Raw genomic sequence first — 20,116 nt, 5'->3', positions numbered from 1 at the left:
CACCTTATCTCACCCCTGTAAAACCCGACAGCTATTTTCGACAATAGCGTCATACAATCAGGAGGTGGATGATGCGTGATTTCCATAAAGGCGTCTGGCAAATGAGCCTGGCGATGTTAATTTCCGGCTCTATCGGTGCGTTTGTTTTACTCAGCGGTCTGCCGGTGACGGAAGTGGTGTTCTGGCGCTGTCTTATCGGGGCAATGGCGCTTTTTATTTTTATCCGGGTAAGTCAAAAGCCCTTCAGTCCCCTCACCCGCACCACGCTCCTGCTGGCCATTATCGGTGGCGTAGCGCTCGTGGTGAACTGGTTGCTGCTCTTCGCAGCCTATGAGCGGATCTCCATTGGTCTTTCGACGGTGGTCTATAACACCCAGCCGTTTATGCTGGTCCTGATGGGAATGTTTTTAGGTGAACGCGTCAGCCTCGTGAAATGGGGCTGGCTGTTCCTCGCCTTCGGCGGCGTGGTGATCTTGCTCTCCAGCGAGCTGACCGGCGCGCACGGCAGTGAATGGCTCGCCGGAATCGGCCTGGCGATGGCCGCAGCTTTCTTCTATGCGGTCACGGCCATTATTGCCCGCAAGCTCAAATCCGTTGCGCCGCAGCATATTGCCTTTATCCAGGTGCTGACGGGCGTCGTGATGCTTTTGCCGTTTGCCAGCATGCCGTCATTTTCCGGTGATTTCCCCTGGTCGATCCTGCTGATGCTGGGCATCGTCCATACCGGCATTATGTACCAGCTGCTCTACAGCGCGATCCAGAAGCTGCCTACGCCCATTACCGGCTCCCTGTCGTTTATCTATCCCGTAGTGGCGATCGTTGTCGATAATCTGGTGTTCGGACACTCGCTGAACCTGACGCAGCTCGCTGGCGGCGCGCTGATCCTGTTAGCTGCAGCGGGCAACAACCTGGGCTGGGGCGAAAAAAAACCCCGCGAGTGCGGGGTGAGTGTCAAAACGGTGAATTAGCGACGGGCGCGCACAATCTGGTATTTGCGCGTCAGGTACTCCACCGGCGCGCTCCAGATATGCACCAGACGAGAGAACGGGAACAGCACAAACAGCGTCATCCCCAGCACCAGGTGAACGCGGAAGATAAACGCCACGCCGTCCAGGTGCGCGGATGCTCCGCCGTGGAAGGTCACCACGGACTGCGCCCAGCCGACCAGCTTCATCATTTCGCTGCCGTCCATGTGCTGCGCCGAGAATGGAATGGTCAGCAGGCCCAGCGCGCACTGCACCATCAGCAGGGAGAGGATCAGGATGTCCGCTGCGGTGGTAGTGGCACGCACGCGCGGGCTGAACAGACGACGTTTCAGCAGCAGCAGGCCACCGACCAGAGTCATCACGCCGCAGGCACCGCCGGCGATCATCGCCATCTTCTGCTTCACCTCAATCGGCAGCCACGCTTCATACATCCAGTGCGGCGTCAGCATCCCCAGGAAGTGACCGGCAAAAATCCCCAGAATACCGATGTGGAACAGGTTAGAGCCCACATGCATCCCTTTGCGATCCAGCATCTGGCTGGAGGCCGCACGCCAGGTGTACTGGCCGTAGTCGTAACGCAGCCAGCTTCCCACCAGGAACACGGTGCCCGCGATATACGGGTAAATGTCAAAGAAGAACATATTCAGGAAGTGCATTAGTGCCGTCCTCCGTTAGAGATATTCAAATATTGCGGGGCAACCGCGCCGGCAAAACGACGCTGGTGAGCGGAGATTTCAGACTCGCCGCAGTTCTGGTCAGCAAAGAATTTCACCTGCTCTTCTTCCCAGACCGCATCCAGCGCTTGTGGCGTATCATCGCGGGCTTCATCCGCAATTTTCTCCGCCACTTTTTCACTGTCGACCGAGGCGTTGGCCAGCTTCACCAGCAGATCGAACAGCACCGCATAGCGGCTCTCCCGCTGCTGAAGACGCGCGCCGAGCAGCGCCAGGATCGGCGCGATATCCTGCAGACCGCCCAGCGCCTCTTCTTTCGGCAACTGCGCCAGGTACTCCAGATACAGCGGCAGATGATCCGGCAGCTCGCGGCTGTCGAGCTGCAGGCCGTGCTGTTCGTACTGGGCCATCAGGTCCACCATCGCCTGACCGCGGTCACGGGATTCACCGTGAACGTGTTCAAACAGCAGCAGCGAGGTCGCGCGCCCGCGGTCAAACAACTGGCTGTAGTCCGCCTGCGCGTCCAGAAGGTCGCGCGCCAGCAGATCGCGGAGGAAAACACCAAGCCGCTGGGCATCGTCTTTATCCAGGTTTTCAGATGACGCGAGTGCATCAAAGAGTTCCTGCTGATGCTGCGCAAGCGCAGCATCCGGGTACTCGAGCAGACGCGAAACAATGACGAGTTCAATCATTGGCGCGGCTCCGTTTTGCTGGTCACATCCATGGCATCGATGCGGCGGCTGTTGAACAGGTTGAATTTGCTGTCTGACCCGTGGCAGCCGTCGCCAAAGGTAAAGCCACAGCCATTTTTTTCCGGGAAGGCTTCGCGGGCCAGCTCGCGGTGGCTGCTCGGCACCACGAAACGGTCTTCGTAGTTGGCAATCGCCAGATAGCGGTACATCTCCTGCGCCTGCGCTTCGGTCAGACCGACCTCTTCCAGCGCGCGGGTATCGGCCACACCGTCTACGGTTTCCGCGCGTTTGAAGTGACGCATCGCCAGCATACGCTTCAGCGCGAGCAGTACCGGCTGGGTGTCCCCTGCGGTCAACAGGTTCGCCAGGTACTGAACCGGAATACGCAGGCTTTCCACGTCCGGCAGGATGCCGTTGCTGCCCAGTTCGCCCGCGTCAGCCGCGGACTGAATTGGCGACAGCGGCGGCACGTACCAGACCATCGGCAGGGTGCGGTATTCCGGATGCAGCGGCAGCGCGAGCTTCCAGTCCATCGCCATTTTGTACACCGGTGACTGCTGCGCCGCGTCAATCACGCTCTGCGGCACGCCGTCTTTCAGCGCCTGCTCAATCACCTTCGGATCGTTCGGATCGAGGAACACGTCCAGCTGACGCTGATACAGATCTTTCTCGTGCTCGGTGCTCGCGGCGTTTTCAATCGCGTCCGCGTCATACAGCAGCACGCCGAGGTAGCGAATACGGCCTACGCAGCTTTCTGAGCAGACGGTCGGCATTCCGGCTTCAATACGCGGGTAGCAGAAGATGCACTTCTCAGATTTACCGCTCTTCCAGTTGAAGTAGATTTTTTTGTACGGGCAGCCGGTGATGCACATGCGCCAGCCGCGGCACTTGTCCTGGTCAATAAGCACAATGCCGTCTTCTTCACGCTTGTAGATGGCGCCGCTCGGGCAGGTCGCCACGCACGCCGGGTTGAGGCAGTGCTCGCACAGGCGCGGCAGATACATCATGAAGGTATTTTCGAACTGGCCGTACATCGCCTTCTGCATGTTCTCGAAGTTCTGGTCTTTGGCGCGTTTTTCGAACTCGCCGCCCAGAATCTCTTCCCAGTTTGGACCGCTGGTAATTTTGTCCATGCGCTGACCGGTGATCAGCGAGCGAGGACGGGCGATCGGCTGGTGCTTGCTTTCCGGCGCGTTGTGCAGGTTCTGGTAGTCGTAGTCAAACGGCTCGTAGTAATCGTCGATGCCCGGCAGATGCGGGTTAGCGAAGATTTTTCCCAGAAGCCAAGCGCGGTTGCCCATGCGCGGCTGCAGCTTGCCGTTGATTTTGCGGATCCAGCCGCCCTTCCACTTCTCCTGGTTTTCCCAGTCGGTCGGGAAGCCGGTGCCCGGCTTGCTTTCCACGTTGTTGAACCAGGCGTATTCCATACCTTCGCGGCTGGTCCAGACGTTTTTACAGGTGACCGAGCAGGTATGACAGCCGATGCATTTATCCAGATTCAGCACCATGCCGACTTGTGAACGAATTTTCATTTTACGCTCTCCTGTACCTGGTCATTACCTTCGCCGTCTAACCAGTTAATATTCTTCATCTTACGTACCACCACGAACTCATCGCGGTTCGATCCTACGGTGCCGTAGTAGTTAAAGCCGTAGGCCAGCTGCGCATAGCCACCGATCATGTGGGTTGGCTTCGGCGTAATACGGGTCACGGAGTTGTGGATCCCGCCGCGCTGCTCGGTGATCTCTGACCCCGGCAGGTTAACGATACGTTCCTGAGCGTGGTACATCATGGTCATCCCGGCCGGTACGCGCTGGCTCACCACCGCACGCGCCGTCAGGGCACCGTTGCTGTTGAACACTTCGATCCAGTCGTTATCTTCAATGCCCAGATCTTTGGCATCCGTTTCGCTCATCCAGACAATCGGACCGCCGCGCGACAGCGTCAGCATCAGCAGGTTGTCGCTGTAGGTGGAGTGGATACCCCACTTCTGGTGCGGCGTCAGGAAGTTCAGCGCCTTCTCAGGGTTACCGTTCGATTTCGCGCCCATAACTGCGGTTACGGAGCGGGTGTCGATTGGCGGACGGTAGACCAGCAGGCTTTCACCGAAGTCGCGCATCCACTGGTGATCCTGATACAGCGACTGACGACCGGACAGGGTGCGCCATGGGATCAGCTCGTGAACGTTGGTGTAGCCCGCGTTATAGGACACATGCTCATCTTCCAGGCCGGACCAGGTCGGGCTGGAGATAATCTTGCGCGGCTGGGCCTGAATATCGCGGAAGCGGATTTTCTCTTCCTCTTTATTCTTCGCCAGGTGCGTGTGATCGCGTCCGGTAAACTCGCTCAGCGCCGCCCAGGCTTTGACGGCAACGTGGCCGTTGGTTTCCGGAGCCAGGGTCAGGATCATCTCTGCCGCATCAATCGCCGTGTTCAGCATAGGCTGGCCTTTCGCCGGGCCGTCCGCTTTGGTGTAGTTGAGCTTGCGCAGCAGATCCATTTCGCTCTGGGTGTTCCAGGCGATCCCTTTTCCGCCGTTACCGATTTTTTCCATCAGCGGGCCGATAGAGGTAAAGCGCTCGTAGGTTGCCGGGTAGTCGCGTTCAACCGGAATAATGTGCGGCGCGGTCACGCCCGGGATCAGGTCGCATTCCCCTTTTTTCCAGTCCTTCACGTCCAGCGGCTGCGCCAGCTCGGCGGCGGAGTCGTGCTGGATTGGCAGCGTCACCACGTCGGTCTCTTTGCCCAGGTGCCCCACGCAGACTTCGGAGAATTTCTTCGCGATGTCTTTGTAGATATCCCAGTCGCTTTTTGATTCCCACGCCGGGTCAACGGCCGCAGACAGCGGATGAATAAACGGATGCATATCCGAGGTATTCATGTCGTCTTTTTCGTACCAGGTCGCGGTTGGCAGCACGATATCGGAGTACAGGCAGGTGCTGGACAGACGGAAGTCGAGCGTCACCACCAGATCCAGCTTGCCGTCGAGACCGTTGTCTTTCCACTCCACCTCTTCCGGCTTCACGCCGCCCTGCTTGCCAAGATCTTTCCCCTGGATGCCGTTTTCGGTACCGAGCAGGTATTTCAGCATGTACTCGTGGCCTTTACCGGACGAGCCCAGCAGGTTGGAGCGCCAGATGAACAGGTTGCGCGGGTGGTTTTTACCGTTCTCCGGCTGTTCCGCCGCGAAGCGGATTGAGCCATCCTTCAGCGATTTCACGGTGTAATCCACCGGAGACATGCCCTCCTGCTTCGCCGCTTCCGCAATGCGCAGCGGGTTAGTGCCCAGCTGCGGCGCCGACGGCAGCCAGCCCATGCGTTCCGCACGCACGTTGAAGTCAATCAGGTGGCCGCTGTAGCGGGATTTATCCGCCATCGGCGAGAGCAGCTCCTGCGCGGTGACCGTTTCGTAGCGCCACTGGCTGGAGTGGTTATAGAAATAGGAGGTGCTGTTCATGTGGCGTGCCGGACGCTGCCAGTCGAGGGCAAACGCCAGAGGCTGCCAGCCGGTCTGCGGACGCAGTTTCTCCTGGCCGACGTAGTGCGCCCAGCCGCCGCCGCTCTGACCGACGCAGCCGCAGAAGATCAGCATGTTGATCAGGCCACGGTAGTTCATATCGAGGTGATACCAGTGGTTCAGACCCGCACCGACGATGATCATCGAACGACCGTGGGTCTTGTCCGCGTTTTCTGCAAACTCACGTGCGATACGGGTAATGTGCGCGCGAGGCACGCCGGTAATCTGTTCCGCCCAGGCCGGGGTGTAGGCCTTCACGTCATCATAGCCGGTTGCGCAGTTTTCATCGCCCAGACCGCGCTCCAGACCGTAGTTCGCCATGGTCAGGTCATAAACGGTGGTGACCAGCGCGGTAGAGCCGTCGGCCAACTGCAGGCGCTTAACCGGCAGCTTGTGCATCAGTACGTTTTTCAGTTCAACCTTGTTGAAGTTCTCGGAACCTTCGCCGCCGAAGTACGGGAACCCGACCTCGGCGATCTCATCCTGGCTGCCCAGCATGCTGAGGCGCAGCTCAGTCTCTTCGCCGGTCGTGCCGTTACGTTGCTCAAGGTTCCACTTGCCCTTCTCGCCCCAGCGGAAGCCGATAGAGCCGTTTGGCACTACCAGCTCGCCGTTGCTGTTATACGCAACGGTTTTCCACTCAGGATTATTTTCCTGGCCCAGCGAATCCACCAGATCGGCTGCGCGCAGCGTACGTCCTGCGGCATAGTACCCGTCACGCTCTTCCAGCATGACCAGCATTGGCATGTCGGTGTAGCGGCGGACGTAGTCGGTGAAGTACTGGCTTGGCTTATCAAGATGGAATTCGCGCAGCATGACGTGCCCCATCGCCATCGCCATCGCGGCATCGGTACCCTGTTTCGGTGCCAGCCACAGATCGCAGAGCTTGGCAATTTCCGCGTAGTCAGGGGTTACCGCCACGGTTTTGGTGCCTTTGTAACGGACTTCAGTAAAGAAGTGCGCGTCCGGCGTACGGGTCTGAGGAACGTTTGAACCCCAGGCGATGATGTAGCTGGAGTTGTACCAGTCCGCGGATTCCGGCACGTCGGTCTGCTCGCCCCAGGTCTGCGGAGACGCCGGCGGCAGGTCGCAGTACCAGTCGTAGAAGCTCAGGCAGGTCCCGCCGATAAGTGACAGATAGCGCGCGCCGGAAGCGTAAGAGACCATCGACATCGCCGGGATCGGCGAGAAGCCAGCCACGCGGTCAGGACCGTAGGTTTTAACGGTGTAGACGTTGGAGGCGGCAATCAGCTCGTTCACTTCTTTCCATGAGGAACGCACAAAGCCGCCGCGGCCGCGAGCCTGCTTGAAGCTTTTCGCTTTATCAGCGTCTTCGATAATAGACGCCCAGGCATCCACCGGATCGCTGTGCTGCACTTTCGCCTCGCGCCACATTTTCATCAGGCGTTTGCGCATCAGCGGGTATTTCAGGCGGTTAGCGCTGTAGAGATACCAGGAGTAGCTGGCACCGCGCGGGCAGCCGCGCGGTTCATGGTTTGGCATATCCGGGCGGGTGCGCGGGTAGTCGGTCTGCTGCATTTCCCAGGTCACCAGACCGTTTTTAACGAAAATCTTCCAGCTGCATGAACCGGTACAGTTCACGCCGTGGGTCGAACGGACGACTTTGTCATGCTGCCAGCGCTGGCGGTAACCGTCTTCCCAGTCCCGGTTGGTATCCAGAACCTGGCCGTGCCCATCGGCAAAAGTTTCACCCTTCTGTTTGAAGTAGCGAAACCGGTCCAAAAATTTGCTCATCGGGTATCTCCTGTATGGAGCCTGTGGCTCTCTAAATCGACATTGCTGATTTGCAGCGAAGGTAACGCCCTGAAAGAGGGGGAGAATTGATAACGATCAAGACGAGGAGGGACTTTTCGGGGAGGGGTTATACCAAATACCACCAAAGCGGTATCTTCAAAAAATTTATATCAATATGAAATATATAGTTATTTTTAATTTATAGTACAAAAAGCCAGTCAACATTTAACCTCTCAGGTATTAAGGGGTAGACCCACCTGCAAAGCGATGGCGATCACAGTGCCGCCGCAGGCGTCTGCCGTAAAAGCCGTAAGTATGTTGTAACTATTATGCTGAAAAAAAAACGCGGCCCGAAGGCCGCGTAAACGGATAATCACACTTACTTATTTTTCTTGGTATTACGGCCATATACCAGCCACGTAATCACGACGCAGGCGATATAGAAGACGAGGAAAACTTTCATGGCGCCGGCCGGTGAGCCGGTCAGATCCAGAGAGATACCGAACGCTTTCGGGATAAAGAAGCCGCCAATCGCGCCGATGGCAGAGATAAAGCCCAGCGCTGCGGCCGTATCCGTCGCCGCTTCGCGCATGGCCTGCTCTTCGCTCCCGCCCTGCGCCTTCACGCGATCCATGGTCAGCTTACGGAAGATCACGGAGATCATCTGGAAGGTGGATGCACTCCCCAGCCCGGCCGTCAGGAACAGCACCATAAATACGCCGAAGAAGGCGATGAAGTTACCACCCTGTCCGTCGGCGGGCAGCGTCAGGAACAGCAGCGCGCAGAAGACTGCCATCACGACGAAGTTGACCAGCGTCACGCGGGTACCGCCCAGGCGGTCAGAGACCATGCCGCCCAACGAGCGAGCAAGGGCGCCAATAAATGGACCGAAGAAGGCGAACTGCAGGATCTGCACGTCCGGGAACTGCGTTTTCGACAGCATCGCGAAGCCCGCCGAGAAGCCGATAAACGAACCGAAGGTTGCCAGATACAGCAGCGCCATCACCCAGAGGTGTCCACGCTTCAGCACCGGAAGCTGCTCGCTCAGAGACGCTTTCGACGCGGACAGGTCATTCATAAAGAACCAGGCTGCGAGGGTGAAGATCACCAGGAACGGCACCCAAATCCACGCTGCGTTTTGCAGGTACAGATAAGAACCATTCGCCTGCTCAACGCCACCGCCGCCAAAGGCCGCAAAAATAGAGACCGAGATCGCCAGCGGGGCAATGAGCTGCATCACGCTAACGCCCATATTCCCCAGGCCGCCGTTAATACCCAGCGCGCCGCCCTGCTTCGCTTTCGGGAAGAAGAAGCTGATGTTCGCCATGCTGGAGGCGAAGTTCGCGCCCGCAAAACCGCACAACAGGGAGATAATCACAAATACGCTGAACGGCGTAGAGGTATCCTGCACCGCGAAGCCGAGCCACACGCAGGGGACGATCATGATGCCCGTACTGAACGCAGTCCAGCGACGACCGCCAAACACCGGCACCATAAACGCGTAAGGTACACGCAGCAGCGCGCCGGACAGCGACGGCAGCGCGGTCAGCATGAACAGCTGATCGGTCGTAAACGTGAAGCCGACTTTCGGCAGGTTTACCGCCACCGCGCTAAACAACATCCATACGCAAAACGCTAATAACAAGCACGGCACGGAAATCCACAGATTCCGGCTGGCTACACGATGGCCGCGCTGTTGCCAGAACGCCGGATCCTCTGGACGCCAGTCAGTAATAACGGCACCATTTTCCCTTTCGGGAGCGGATGAGTGACTCATAGACACCTCTGATTCTCGAATGATGCTGCAAACATTAGGGTTTTAGGGCGGCGGTAAGTTGATATAAATCAAAGGAAAAGTGGGAGGATTTGCGGCGCAAAAAAAGGTCTTATCCTTAGTGAGTAGGCAAATTCGGTAAAAAAGACGTGGTTTTTCACGGCACTGAAGGTTCCTGGCTACCTCCACCTCCTTCCCCCTACTCCGTTGGCAATTTAGGGGTAATCCTTTATTGGTATGGGTATACTCCAGGGTATGCACCAGAATAGCGCCATTCCTGCAAGCAGGCCACGTCAGGAGCACGCCCACTCTATGTTAAAAAGATGTTTATCTCCGCTGACGCTCGTGAATCAGCTCGCTCTGATTGTTTTGCTGTCCACCGCCATCGGCGTGACCGGCATGGCGATCTCCGGCTGGCTGGTACAGGGCGTACAGGGTAATGCGCATGCCATCAACGAGGCAGGCTCGCTACGCATGCAGAGTTATCGCCTGCTGGCGTCGGTCCCCCTGACGCAGGACGATCGGCCCCTGATTGATGAAATGGAGCGCACGGTCTTCAGCCCCGAGCTGGAAAACGCCGCCATCCGCGCCGGTCAGCAATCCCAGCTTAACGCCCTTCAGGGCTACTGGCACACCCAACTGCAGCCCGGGCTGAAACAGGCGAGCAGCACCGAAACCGTTGCGCAAGACGTCGCGGGGTTCGTCTCACGTATTGATGCGCTGGTCTCCGCTTTTGACCAGACAACCGAATTACGCATCGACCGGGTGGTGATGGTGCACCGCGCAATGGCGCTGTTTATGGGGCTACTGCTGATCTTCACCATCGTCTGGCTGCGCGCGCGGCTGCTGAACCCGTGGAAACAGCTGCTTGCAATGGCCCGCGCGGTGACCGCACGCGATTTTACCCAGCGCACGCACATCAGCGGGCGCAACGAGATGGCCATGCTCGGCCAGGCGCTCAACACCATGTCGGCAGAGCTCTCCGAGAGCTACGCGGTGCTGGAACAGCGCGTTCAGGAAAAAACGGCCGGACTGGAGCAGAAAAACGAGATCCTCTCCTTCCTGTGGCAGGCCAACCGTCGTCTGCACATGCAGGTGCCGCTCTGCGAGCGCCTCTCTCCGGTGCTGAACGGCCTGCAAAATCTGACCCTGCTGCACGACCTTGAGCTGCGCGTCTACGACGTGGAAGACGAAGATAACCATCAGGAATTTACCTGTCAGTCGGATATGTCCTGCGATGACAAAGGCTGCCATCTTTGCCCTCGCGGCCTGCCGCCGCTGACGTCCGGCGGCACCACCCTGAAGTGGCGCCTGACCGACAGCCACACCCAGTACGGTATTCTGCTGGCAACGCTGCCAGCCGGGCGTCACCTGAGCCACGACCAGCAGCAGCTGGTTGATACGCTGGTCGAACAGCTCACGGCCACGCTGGCGCTCGACAGGCATCAGGAAAAGCAGCAGCAGCTGATCGTCATGGAAGAGCGCGCGACCATCGCCCGCGAGCTTCACGACTCGATTGCCCAGTCGCTTTCCTGTATGAAAATGCAGGTGAGCTGCCTGCAGATGCAGGATGCGGAGATGCCGGAAAGCAACAAGCAGCTGCTGAGCCAGATCCGCAACGAGCTGAACACCTCCTGGATACAGCTGCGCGAGCTGCTGACTACCTTCCGTCTGCAGCTGACCGAGCCGGGGCTGCGCCCGGCGCTGGAATCCAGCTGCCAGGAATTTAGCGCCCGGCTGGGCTTCCCGGTGAAGCTGGATTACCAGCTGCCGCCGCGGCTTGTCCCTTCCCATCAGGCGATTCATCTGCTGCAGATCGCCCGCGAAGCGCTGAGCAACGTGCTTAAACACGCTGAAGCAACAGCGGTCACGGTCACCGTCAGCCAGCACGACAATCAGGTCAAACTGACGGTTCACGACAACGGCTGCGGTGTGCCGGAAAATGCCGAACGCACTAACCACTATGGTTTAATTATTATGCGAGACCGCGCCCAAAGCCTGCGCGGTGATTGCCAGGTTCGCCGGAGAGAGACGGGCGGCACGGAAGTTGTCGTCACCTTTATTCCCGAGAAACCGCTTACAACTGCTCAAGGAGAAACCCATGACTAATCAGGAACCGGCATCCATCCTGCTGATCGACGACCATCCGATGCTGCGTACTGGCGTGAAACAGCTGGTCAGCATGGCGCCCGATATCACCGTGGTGGGCGAAGCCAGCAACGGTGAACAGGGCATTGAGCTTGCCGAATCCCTCGATCCCGATCTGATCCTGCTCGATCTAAATATGCCCGGCATGAACGGTCTGGAAACCCTCGACAAGCTGCGGGAAAAATCGCTTTCCGGGCGCATCGTCGTCTTTAGCGTGTCGAACCATGAAGAGGATGTGGTCACGGCGCTGAAGCGCGGGGCGGATGGTTATCTGCTGAAGGACATGGAGCCGGAAGACTTGCTTAAGGCGCTGCAGCAGGCCGCGGCGGGCGAGATGGTTCTCAGCGAAGCCTTAACGCCGGTGCTGGCCGCCAGCCTGCGCGCCAATCGCGCCACCTCTGACCGCGACGTCAGCCAGTTAACCCCGCGCGAGCGCGATATTCTCAAACTCATTGCCCAGGGGCTGCCGAACAAAATGATCGCCCGCCGCCTGGACATTACCGAAAGCACGGTCAAAGTGCACGTGAAGCATATGCTGAAGAAAATGAAGCTAAAATCCCGCGTTGAAGCCGCGGTGTGGGTGCATCAGGAACGCATTTTTTAAGGATTACTCCTCCGGCAGAAGCTTCCAGCGCGGGTCGTTGTCGGGCAATGCGACCAGCGGCAGCACGACGGTCAGCACGATCTCATTGGACGAGACGCGCTGGCCTTTCTCATCTTCCACCACCGCCGACAGGTGCCAGCGGTTTGTTGCCCCTTCACCGTCATTCCAGGCAGGCATAATCACACTCCAGCCGTCGCTGCTGTTGCTTTTGGCCGGCGACGTCAGGCTCAGCGCCTGCGTATCCCCCTGCCAGTGGATCTGACGAATGCCGTTCGCGCTGCGAACCTGAAGCTTCAGCATAACGGTCTCGCCCCCTTTCAGATCCCACGGCGGCGTTGCCAGCCAGACGGACAGCGTTTTACGCTGGCGGAACTCCATCACCGGCAGGCTATTGCGCTCCGGCGAGTCGTAGCGGCTTCCGCGCAGGGAGCGCGTGGCGGCGACTTCACCGGCGGAAAGCTGCTTCACCAGCGGCACGCCAAAGCGATAGTTGAGCTTCAACCCGAGGTTATTCTGGCTCTCGCCACTTTCGCCCTGCTTGTGCGCGGCGGTCAGGGTGACCAGCGGAACGGGGGTATAGTTAAGCCCCAGATTCACCGCCACCGGATTGTGATAGCCCGTTCCGCTGTTGAAGAGGTCGACGTTATCACCAAAGTATTGCTCGAAGCTCACGCTGGTATTGAGATGATGGAACCACGGCAGCCAGGCTTTAGCGGTGACGTCATATCCGCGCGCCATACGCTGCTCCTGGACGTCGGAGCGGTCGCGCCAGCCGGCAAAGGGCTGATAATAGTTCGCTGACAGGCGCAGATTTTCCCCCCACGCTTCCGCGCCCAGCCCGGCACGCTGCAGATTTTCATCCAGGAGGTTATCGTAAAAGGTGTTGTAACCCAGCAGCCATTTCCCGGCGATCCAGCGCTGACCAATTCCTGCGTTACTGACCAGGCCATCCGTCTGCTGGGTCAGGCCAAGCTGGCTCCAGCTCAGATAACGGTTGTTATCGTTCCAGGGGATAAACCAGCTCCCGCTGCTGCCGTTAAATTTGCCATCGTTATCCACCAGTAGGTTCACGCTGGCGTTCCCCCAGGGCGAAAGCCAGGACTCAATCTGCTGGTTCACTTCGCCGCTCACCGCGTCGCGCACCTGACCAAACGCAAACTGACGCGCCTGCTCGCCCGTTGTCAGGCCGTTGTCGGTCATGCTGGCTTCACCAAAGGCTTTCGCCATTTCGGCCAGGTGTTTTTCCCCCTCCCCGGTTGGGGCGGCCATACCGAGGTCGGGCAGATTATCCCCGTCATTATCAAAGGGATTTTGTGCCTTCTGGATAAAGGAATTCGGCGCACCGTGAACGGCTCCGACCGTAAGAAGGGGGAGTAAAAACAGCAAACGAATGCGGGACGATACAGCCATCAACGTCGTCAATAAGAACCTGTGTTTATGAATAAACTCTTATTATGTTAACGCGATAAGCCCTGAAATGCAGTCCTGGCGGACATTTCAGGATTATCCTGAAACAGCCCTTTCAGCTCCGGCACGCAGGAACCACAGTTCGTACCACAGCGCAGCTTCGCCCCCAGCGCGGTGACGGAATCACACCCGCCAACGATCGCCTCCCGTATCGTATTCTCCCCGACGCTGAAACAGCTGCAGATGATGCGTCCCGGATCCGCTTCCTTCCCGACGCTCTGTCCGTTCAGCAAGGCGTGACGTTCTGAGGCCAGCACGGGTGGGGATTGAAAAGCGGCTTCAATCACCGTATGCGCCAGCGCCGGTAACGCGGTGCCCTCCCAGAAGCCCAGCATCAGCAGGCCTTCATGCCAGGCCAGCACGCTGCTGCGTTCGCCGGTTTGCGCAACCTGCAGCTGCCAGCCCCGGTCGCTGGCGTAATCCATTACCCACGACAGCAGCGGTTGATCGCCCGCCACCGTCAGGCGTGAGGCTTTGCGCCACCAGTAAGCCGAAGAGGGCATTTCCGGCCATTCCCGGGCATAGAGTTCCCCCTGCCAGGCGGGCTGCCAGGGCAGGATCCTGACGGCGGTTTGTTTACTCTCCGGCTGGCCAGAAACCGGATCGCAGCGCCCTTCCACCAGCGCATTCACCTTTCCCTGGCGGGAAAACTCAGCGTTCCAGTGCATCGGGGCAAACGCCTCGCCTTCCCGTATCCCGTCATTGATTCGTACTCTGACGACCATCACGCCGCGCGGCGAGCTGATGCGCGCCAGCTGGCCGTCGCACAGGGAAAACCGAACCGCGTCTGCGGGGCAAACCTCAACAAACGGTTCGGCGATATGCTGCATCAGTCTGGCCACGTATCCCGTTCGGGTCATGGTATGCCACTGATCGCGTATGCGCCCCGAGTTGAGAATCAGCGGGTATAACGCGCTGACCGTCGCGCCGTGCAACAGAGGGTTAACGGGAACGATGTTTCGGCGCGGGAAATCCCCCGTCGGCCACTGATAAGGCTCAAGCTGATCCCACTCCTCACGGGTTAGCGCAGCCAGGTCATGAAGATTCAATGCCCGCGCGCCGTCATTTTCAAAAGCCGTCAGCGCCGCATGTTCGCAAAAAATCTCGTGCGGATGTTGCCAGGCAAAGGCCTCGCCGTAGCCCAGCCGTTTCGCCATCTGCGCGACGATCCACCAGTCCGGCTTCGCCTCGCCCGGCGCGGGCAGAAACGCGCGCTGGCGTGAAATGCGCCGCTCGGAATTGGTCACCGTCCCGTCCTTCTCTCCCCAGCCCAGCGCCGGAAAACGGATATGGGCGAACCGGCTGGTATCTGTATCGTTCATCACCTCAGAGACCATCACCAGCGGGCAGCCCGCCAGCGCCTGACACACCGCGTGGCTGTCCGGAAGCGACACGGCAGGGTTGGTGCCCATGATCCACACCGCCTTCACCTCACCGCGGGCAATGGCGTCAAACAGCTCCACCGCCATCAGGCCCGGCGTCTGCGCCAGCCGTTCCGTTCCCCAGAAACGCGCCACCCGCGAGAGATCGTCCGGCTCAAAGTTCATGTGTGCCGCCAGCTGGTTCGCCAGTCCGCCCACCTCCCTTCCGCCCATCGCGTTTGGCTGTCCGGTCAGCGAAAACGGGCCGCAGCCCGGACGGTTGAACTTCCCGCTGGCAAGATGAACGTTAATGATGGCGTTACACTTGTCGCTGCCGCTGGCGGACTGGTTGATACCCATGGTGTAGAGCGTAATTGCGCGAGGCGCGGTGATAAACCAGTCGTAAAAGGTGCCAATATCCTGCGGCGAGAGGCCGCAAAACGCCGCCACGCGCTCAACGGGCCACTCATCCGTTCCCTGAATCACATTAAGCAGACCGACAAACAGCCCGGCGTCGCTGCCGGGGGCGAGCGCCAGATGCAGGTCAGCAATATCACAGGTGGCGGTTCTGCGCGGATCGATTACCACCACCTTCATCTGAGGGTTGTTGCGCTTCGCCTGCACCAGCCGCTGATAGAGCACAGGATGCGTCCAGGCCGCGTTTGAACCCACCAGCACCACCAGATCGCTGTTTTCGACGTCATCGTAGCTGCACGGCACCACGTCTTCGCCGAAGGCGCGCTTGTAGCCCACCACCGCCGAAGACATGCAGAGCCGGGAGTTGGTATCGATGTTTGCCGCACCGATAAACCCTTTCATCAGCTTGTTGGCGGCGTAGTAGTCCTCGGTAAGCAATTGTCCGGAGGCGTAAAACGCCACCGCCTGCGGTCCCCATGTGTCGATAATCTCCCGCAGACGCTCCCCCGCCGCGTTCAGCGCCTGCGCCCAGTCCACCTCAAGTCCGTCAACAGCGGGGCGCAGCAATCGCCCCTGTAACCCCGTCGTTTCCCCCAGGGCCGATCCTTTCACGCACAGGCGACCCAGGTTCGCAGGATGGGTTTCATCTCCCCGAACGCTGACCGCTTCACCTTCCACGCTGGCAACTACGCCGCAGCCGACCCCGCAGTAGGGGCACGTTGTCCGGGTTTCCGTCATGAGGCCTCCGCACGCATTACCAGGGCGTCGCTGCCAACCCACACCTTGCCGTTTTCAATTTTCACCGGCCAGGCGCGCACCGCGGGTTCGCCGTTCTCTGCCTGACAGCCGTCGCGCAGGCGAATGCGCTGCTTATACAGCGGTGAAATCACCACCGGCTCGCCCGACGCATCGCCAAGAATGCCGCGTGAAAGCACGTTCGCATTACCGCCCGGTTCCCGATCGTCGAGGGCGTAAACGGTTTTGCCAAAGCGGAACAGCGCAATCGGCTTACGTCCAAGCCGCGCGCCGATGCCCGCCTGCTCGGGGATATCGTCGATGCCGCAAATTTCCTGCCAGCGCTTGCTTTCATCCGGCGTGGTGTCGTTCACCGTCGTGCGGAACAGCGCCAGGCGGTTGGGATCGCTGAGCGTGGTTTGCCATTCGCACTGGTAGGTTTCCACCACCCGGGCCATCTCCTGCTCCAGCTCGTGGGCGATACCCAGGCTGTCGTTGAGGATCACCTCCCGCAGGTAGTCGAGACCGCCCTCAAGGTTGTCCATCCAGGTGCTGGTGCGCTGCAGGCGATCCGCCGTGCGGATGTAAAACATCAGGAAACGGTCGACGGTGCGGATCAGCGTTTCGTCGTCCAGATCGCTGGCGAAGAGATCCGCGTGGCGCGGCTTCATCCCGCCGTTGCCGCACAGATAGAGGTTCCAGCCTTTATCGGTGGCAATCACCCCCACGTCTTTGCTCTGCGCCTCCGCGCACTCGCGGGTGCAGCCAGAGACCGCCATTTTGATTTTGTGCGGCGCGCGCAGCCCCTTGTAGCGGTGCTCAAGCCTGACCGCGAGGCCGGTGGAGTCCTGCACCCCGTAGCGGCACCAGGTTGAACCGACGCAGGATTTCACCGTGCGCAGGGATTTCCCGTAAGCGTGCCCGGTTTCAAACCCGGCCTCGACCAGCGCCTGCCAGATCTCAGGCAGCTGTTCCAGAGTGGCGCCGAAAAGGTCGATTCGCTGTCCGCCGGTAATTTTGCTGTACAGGCTGTAGCGTTTCGCAATCTGGCCGATGGCGATCAGCCCGTCGGCGGTCACTTCCCCTGCGGGCATGCGCGGCACGATGGAGTAGGTGCCGTCCTTCTGGATGTTGGCGAAGTAGCGGTCGTTGGTGTCCTGCAGCGGCAGGTGTGCCGGTTTCAGCAGATACTCGTTCCAGCAGGAGGCGAGCACCGATCCCACCAGCGGCTTGCAGATCTCACATCCGTGCCCCTGTCCGTAGCGGCTTATAAGCTGGTCAAAGGTGCGGATATGGTTGACGCGCACGAGGTGGTAAATCTCCTGGCGCGAGTACGGGAAGTGCTCGCAGATGTCCTTTTTCACCTCCACGCCCTGCTCCGCCAGCTGGAACTCCATCACCTGCTTCACCAGCGCGCTACATCCCCCGCAGCCGGTCGCCGCTTTGGTGCACTGCTTAACGGCGCCGATATCCGCCGCGCCCGAGCTCACCGCCCGGCAGATATCGCCTTTGCTGACGTTATGACACGAACAGATCTGCGCGATTTCCGGCAGCGCCGCCACGCCGAGCGCTTTCGGCGCGCTGCCTGACGACGCGGGTAAAATGAGCGTTTCCGGCTCTTTCGGCAGGCTGATGCCGTTAAGCATCATCTGCACCAGCGTGGCGTATTCGCTGGCGTCACCCACCAGCACGCCGCCGAGCAGCGTTTTGCCGTCGTGGCTGACCAGGATTTTCTTGTAAATTTGCTGCGGGCCGTGCGTCCACTGGTAGCTCAGCGCCCCCGGCGTGCGCCCGTGGGCGTCGCCGAACGAGGCCACGTCAACGCCCAGCAGCTTGAGCTTAGTACTCATATCCGCGCCGGTGAAGGTTTTATCCTCTCCCGCCAGCGCGGCGGCGGCCACCCGCGCCATCTGATAGCCGGGCGCAACCAGCCCGAAGATTTTCCCCTCCCACAGGGCGCATTCACCAATGGCCAGCACGTCCGGATCGGAGGTGCGACAGCCGTCGTCAATGCAGATCCCGCCGCGTTCGCCGATAGCCAGCCCGCTGCTGCGCGCCAGCGCGTCCTGCGGACGAATGCCGGCAGAAAAGACCACCATGTCCGTTTCAAGCTGTTCGCCATCGGCAAAGCGCAGCACCAGCCCGCTGTCCGCCGTGGCGATCTCCGTTGTCGCTTTACTGGTGTGAACGCCGACGCCCAGCGCCTCAATTTTCTTGCGCAGCATCGCCGCGCCGTCGTTGTCGAGCTGGACCGCCATCAGGTTGGGCGCAAACTCCACCACGTGGGTTTCCAGCCCGAGCTGCTTCAGGGCATTCGCCGCCTCCAGCCCGAGCAGGCCGCCGCCAATCACCACGCCGCGGCGCGAGCCCGCCGCATGTGCAGCAATGTTGTCCAGGTCGTCAAGGGTGCGGTAGACAAAACAGCCCGGCAAATCGTTGCCCGGCACGGGTGGAACGAACGGGTATGAGCCTGTCGCCAGCACCAGCTTGTCCCAGTGGGTTTCGTGCCCGCTGGCGGTGCGCACCACGCGCGCGTCGCGATCGATAGCGACGACCTGCTGCGACAGGCGCAGCTCAATGCCGTTGTCGGCAAAGAAATCCCCCTCCACCAGCGAAAGCGACGCCGCGCTGCGGCCGCCAAAATATTCCGACAGATGCACGCGGTCGTAGGCGGCATAGCGCTCCTCGCCAAAGACAACGATCTGATACTGCTGATGCAGATTGCGGTTCACGCAATCTTCGAGGAAATGATGGCCGACCATACCGTGCCCAACCACCACCAGAGTAGGTTTTGTCATAGCATTGTGTCCTGCAACCTGCGGTTGCGTAGTGAAACGATCGAACAGCCAGTCCGCGTGGGCGGGCGCAGCCGTTGCCAGTAAATCGGTAAATGTTGCCGCGCTGCGGCAGTCGCCCATCAGCAGTACGCCAGCCATCGCTCCTTGATTGATCAGTAAACGGCGATAGTGACGGGTCAGCGGATCCCATGCGCTCCAGACCACGTCGCCCTCCTGCTCTGCCGCGCGACCGAGACTGAACAGCTCCACGCCGGTCACCTTGAGGCGCATCCCGCTGTCGGTCAGGGTAAACGGCGCGGTGACGTCCCCGGCCAGCCGGGCGGCAAGGATATCCGCCTGCGCCAGACAGGGGGCGACCAGGCCAAACGTCTGGCCGTCAATTTCGCAGCACTCGCCAATGGCGTAGACGTCCGGCTCGGAGGTTTGCATCTGGTGATCCACCACGATGCCGCGCGCGCAGCGTATGCCGCTGGCCTGCGCCAGCGTGACGCTGGGCTGCACGCCGGTCGCCAGCACCACGCGCGCGGCGGCGATACTGCGTCCGTTAAGCAGCGTCACGCTATCTCCGTTCACCGCTGCGATGCCAGAGACGAGCTCACAGCGCACGCCCCGCGCCGCCAGCGCCTCTTCCAGCAGCATTCCCGCCTGCTCATCCAGCTGCTGCTCCATCAGCCACGGACCGCGATGAACAAGCGTGACCTCGTCTCCTGAGCGCGCCAGCGCTGCCGCCGTCTCAACCCCGAGCACGCCGCCGCCCAGCACTACCGCCGGACCGGCGATCGCCCCTATGGCCCGGATATCTGCCAGGGTACGGAACGTGAAGACATGCGGCGCATCGCAGCCGGGAATTGGCGGAATAGAGGGCGTTGATCCGGTGGCAAACACCAGCGCATCCCAGCCCAGCGTGCGGGCGGCGGTTTGCACTTCCCGCGCGTCCACGTTCACGGCGAGCGCCTTTTCGCCCCGCAGCACCGTCACGCCCCGTTCCTGGTACCAGTCGTCATTCTGAAGACTGATGCCCACCGCCGTTTTTTCACCGCCCAGCACCGGCGAAAGCTGGATGCGGTTATAGGCATGCTCCGGCTCATCACCGATGACGGTAATTGCGAAACGATCGGCAGCACGCCCGGTGAGCGAGGCAATCAGCCGCGTAGCCGCCATGCCATTTCCGATAATGACCAGTCGCAT

The 20,116-nt window shown here is 60.0% G+C and carries 11 protein-coding genes; 3 read left to right on the top strand and 8 right to left on the bottom strand.

All coding sequences use genetic code 11. From position 1 onward, the window contains the following. The first annotated feature begins 71 nt into the window (after window positions 1–71). Window positions 72–968 carry a DMT family transporter gene (locus tag WM95_RS13050; protein ID WP_063409354.1) on the top strand — a complete coding sequence of 299 codons (897 nt, stop codon included), beginning with the start codon at window positions 72–74 and terminating at the stop codon, window positions 966–968. Here the strand turns inward: WM95_RS13050 and narI are convergent. The 5 genes from narI to WM95_RS13025 all read right to left on the bottom strand — a co-directional run bounded on the left by narI (window position 965) and on the right by WM95_RS13025 (window position 9,401). After that, on the bottom strand, window positions 965–1,642 hold the full coding sequence (gene narI, locus WM95_RS13045; RefSeq protein ID WP_023312107.1) for a respiratory nitrate reductase subunit gamma: 678 nt from the start codon (window positions 1,640–1,642) through the stop codon (window positions 965–967). The two genes, WM95_RS13050 and narI, sit on opposite strands and share 4 nt — an antisense overlap. Beyond that, window positions 1,642–2,352 (bottom strand): nitrate reductase molybdenum cofactor assembly chaperone, encoded by a 711-nt coding sequence (narJ, locus tag WM95_RS13040; protein ID WP_047741766.1) that lies wholly within the window; start codon window positions 2,350–2,352, stop codon window positions 1,642–1,644. Before narJ ends, narI begins: the two co-directional genes overlap by 1 nt. Continuing rightward, window positions 2,349–3,884, bottom strand: a complete 1,536-nt coding sequence (gene narH, locus WM95_RS13035) for a nitrate reductase subunit beta (protein WP_063409355.1) — start codon at window positions 3,882–3,884, stop codon at window positions 2,349–2,351. Before narH ends, narJ begins: the two co-directional genes overlap by 4 nt. Continuing rightward, window positions 3,881–7,624: a nitrate reductase subunit alpha gene (locus tag WM95_RS13030; protein ID WP_063409356.1), complete on the bottom strand. Its 3,744-nt coding sequence runs from the start codon at window positions 7,622–7,624 to the stop codon at window positions 3,881–3,883. Before WM95_RS13030 ends, narH begins: the two co-directional genes overlap by 4 nt. A gap of 379 nt (window positions 7,625–8,003) precedes the next feature. Then, window positions 8,004–9,401 carry a NarK family nitrate/nitrite MFS transporter gene (locus WM95_RS13025; RefSeq protein ID WP_047741763.1) on the bottom strand — a complete coding sequence of 466 codons (1,398 nt, stop codon included), beginning with the start codon at window positions 9,399–9,401 and terminating at the stop codon, window positions 8,004–8,006. 309 nt (window positions 9,402–9,710) lie between these two features. On the opposite strand from WM95_RS13025, the gene narX reads away from it, so the two are divergent. Together narX and narL are read left to right on the top strand one after the other, a co-directional pair. Continuing rightward, entirely contained in the window at window positions 9,711–11,507 is a 1,797-nt protein-coding gene (gene narX / locus WM95_RS13020; protein WP_063409357.1) for a nitrate/nitrite two-component system sensor histidine kinase NarX, read from the top strand. Then, window positions 11,500–12,150, top strand: a complete 651-nt coding sequence (narL, locus tag WM95_RS13015; protein ID WP_008499531.1) for a two-component system response regulator NarL — start codon at window positions 11,500–11,502, stop codon at window positions 12,148–12,150. The genes narX and narL overlap by 8 nt, the downstream gene beginning before the upstream one ends. 3 nt (window positions 12,151–12,153) lie before the next feature. On the opposite strand, the gene WM95_RS13010 is transcribed toward narL, so the two are convergent. From WM95_RS13010 to nirB, 3 genes are read right to left on the bottom strand one after another with little or no spacing between them, the layout of a single operon-like run. Beyond that, window positions 12,154–13,560 (bottom strand): YchO/YchP family invasin, encoded by a 1,407-nt coding sequence (locus tag WM95_RS13010; protein WP_063409358.1) that lies wholly within the window; start codon window positions 13,558–13,560, stop codon window positions 12,154–12,156. A gap of 47 nt (window positions 13,561–13,607) precedes the next feature. Continuing rightward, a complete protein-coding gene (locus WM95_RS13005; RefSeq protein ID WP_063409359.1) occupies window positions 13,608–16,133 on the bottom strand; it encodes a nitrate reductase in 2,526 nt (841 codons plus the stop codon). After that, window positions 16,130–20,116 (bottom strand): nitrite reductase large subunit NirB, encoded by a 3,987-nt coding sequence (gene nirB / locus WM95_RS13000; RefSeq protein WP_088544798.1) that lies wholly within the window; start codon window positions 20,114–20,116, stop codon window positions 16,130–16,132. The genes WM95_RS13005 and nirB overlap by 4 nt, the downstream gene beginning before the upstream one ends.

Origin of the sequence: Enterobacter cloacae complex sp. ECNIH7, from assembly GCF_002208095.1 — a bacterium.
GTDB classification, from domain to species: domain Bacteria; phylum Pseudomonadota; class Gammaproteobacteria; order Enterobacterales; family Enterobacteriaceae; genus Enterobacter; species Enterobacter cloacae_M.
This window is presented reverse-complemented; position numbering and strand designations above follow the sequence as displayed.

Coding starts and splice junctions, on each gene's coding strand:
- WM95_RS13050 (WP_063409354.1), top strand. CDS start 72: ATGCGTGATTTCCATAAAGGCGTCTGGCAAATGAGCCTGGCGATGTTA.
- narI (WP_023312107.1), bottom strand. CDS start 1,642: ATGCACTTCCTGAATATGTTCTTCTTTGACATTTACCCGTATATCGCG.
- narJ (WP_047741766.1), bottom strand. CDS start 2,352: ATGATTGAACTCGTCATTGTTTCGCGTCTGCTCGAGTACCCGGATGCT.
- narH (WP_063409355.1), bottom strand. CDS start 3,884: ATGAAAATTCGTTCACAAGTCGGCATGGTGCTGAATCTGGATAAATGC.
- WM95_RS13030 (WP_063409356.1), bottom strand. CDS start 7,624: ATGAGCAAATTTTTGGACCGGTTTCGCTACTTCAAACAGAAGGGTGAA.
- WM95_RS13025 (WP_047741763.1), bottom strand. CDS start 9,401: ATGAGTCACTCATCCGCTCCCGAAAGGGAAAATGGTGCCGTTATTACT.
- narX (WP_063409357.1), top strand. CDS start 9,711: ATGTTAAAAAGATGTTTATCTCCGCTGACGCTCGTGAATCAGCTCGCT.
- narL (WP_008499531.1), top strand. CDS start 11,500: ATGACTAATCAGGAACCGGCATCCATCCTGCTGATCGACGACCATCCG.
- WM95_RS13010 (WP_063409358.1), bottom strand. CDS start 13,560: ATGGCTGTATCGTCCCGCATTCGTTTGCTGTTTTTACTCCCCCTTCTT.
- WM95_RS13005 (WP_063409359.1), bottom strand. CDS start 16,133: ATGACGGAAACCCGGACAACGTGCCCCTACTGCGGGGTCGGCTGCGGC.
- nirB (WP_088544798.1), bottom strand. CDS start 20,116: ATGCGACTGGTCATTATCGGAAATGGCATGGCGGCTACGCGGCTGATT.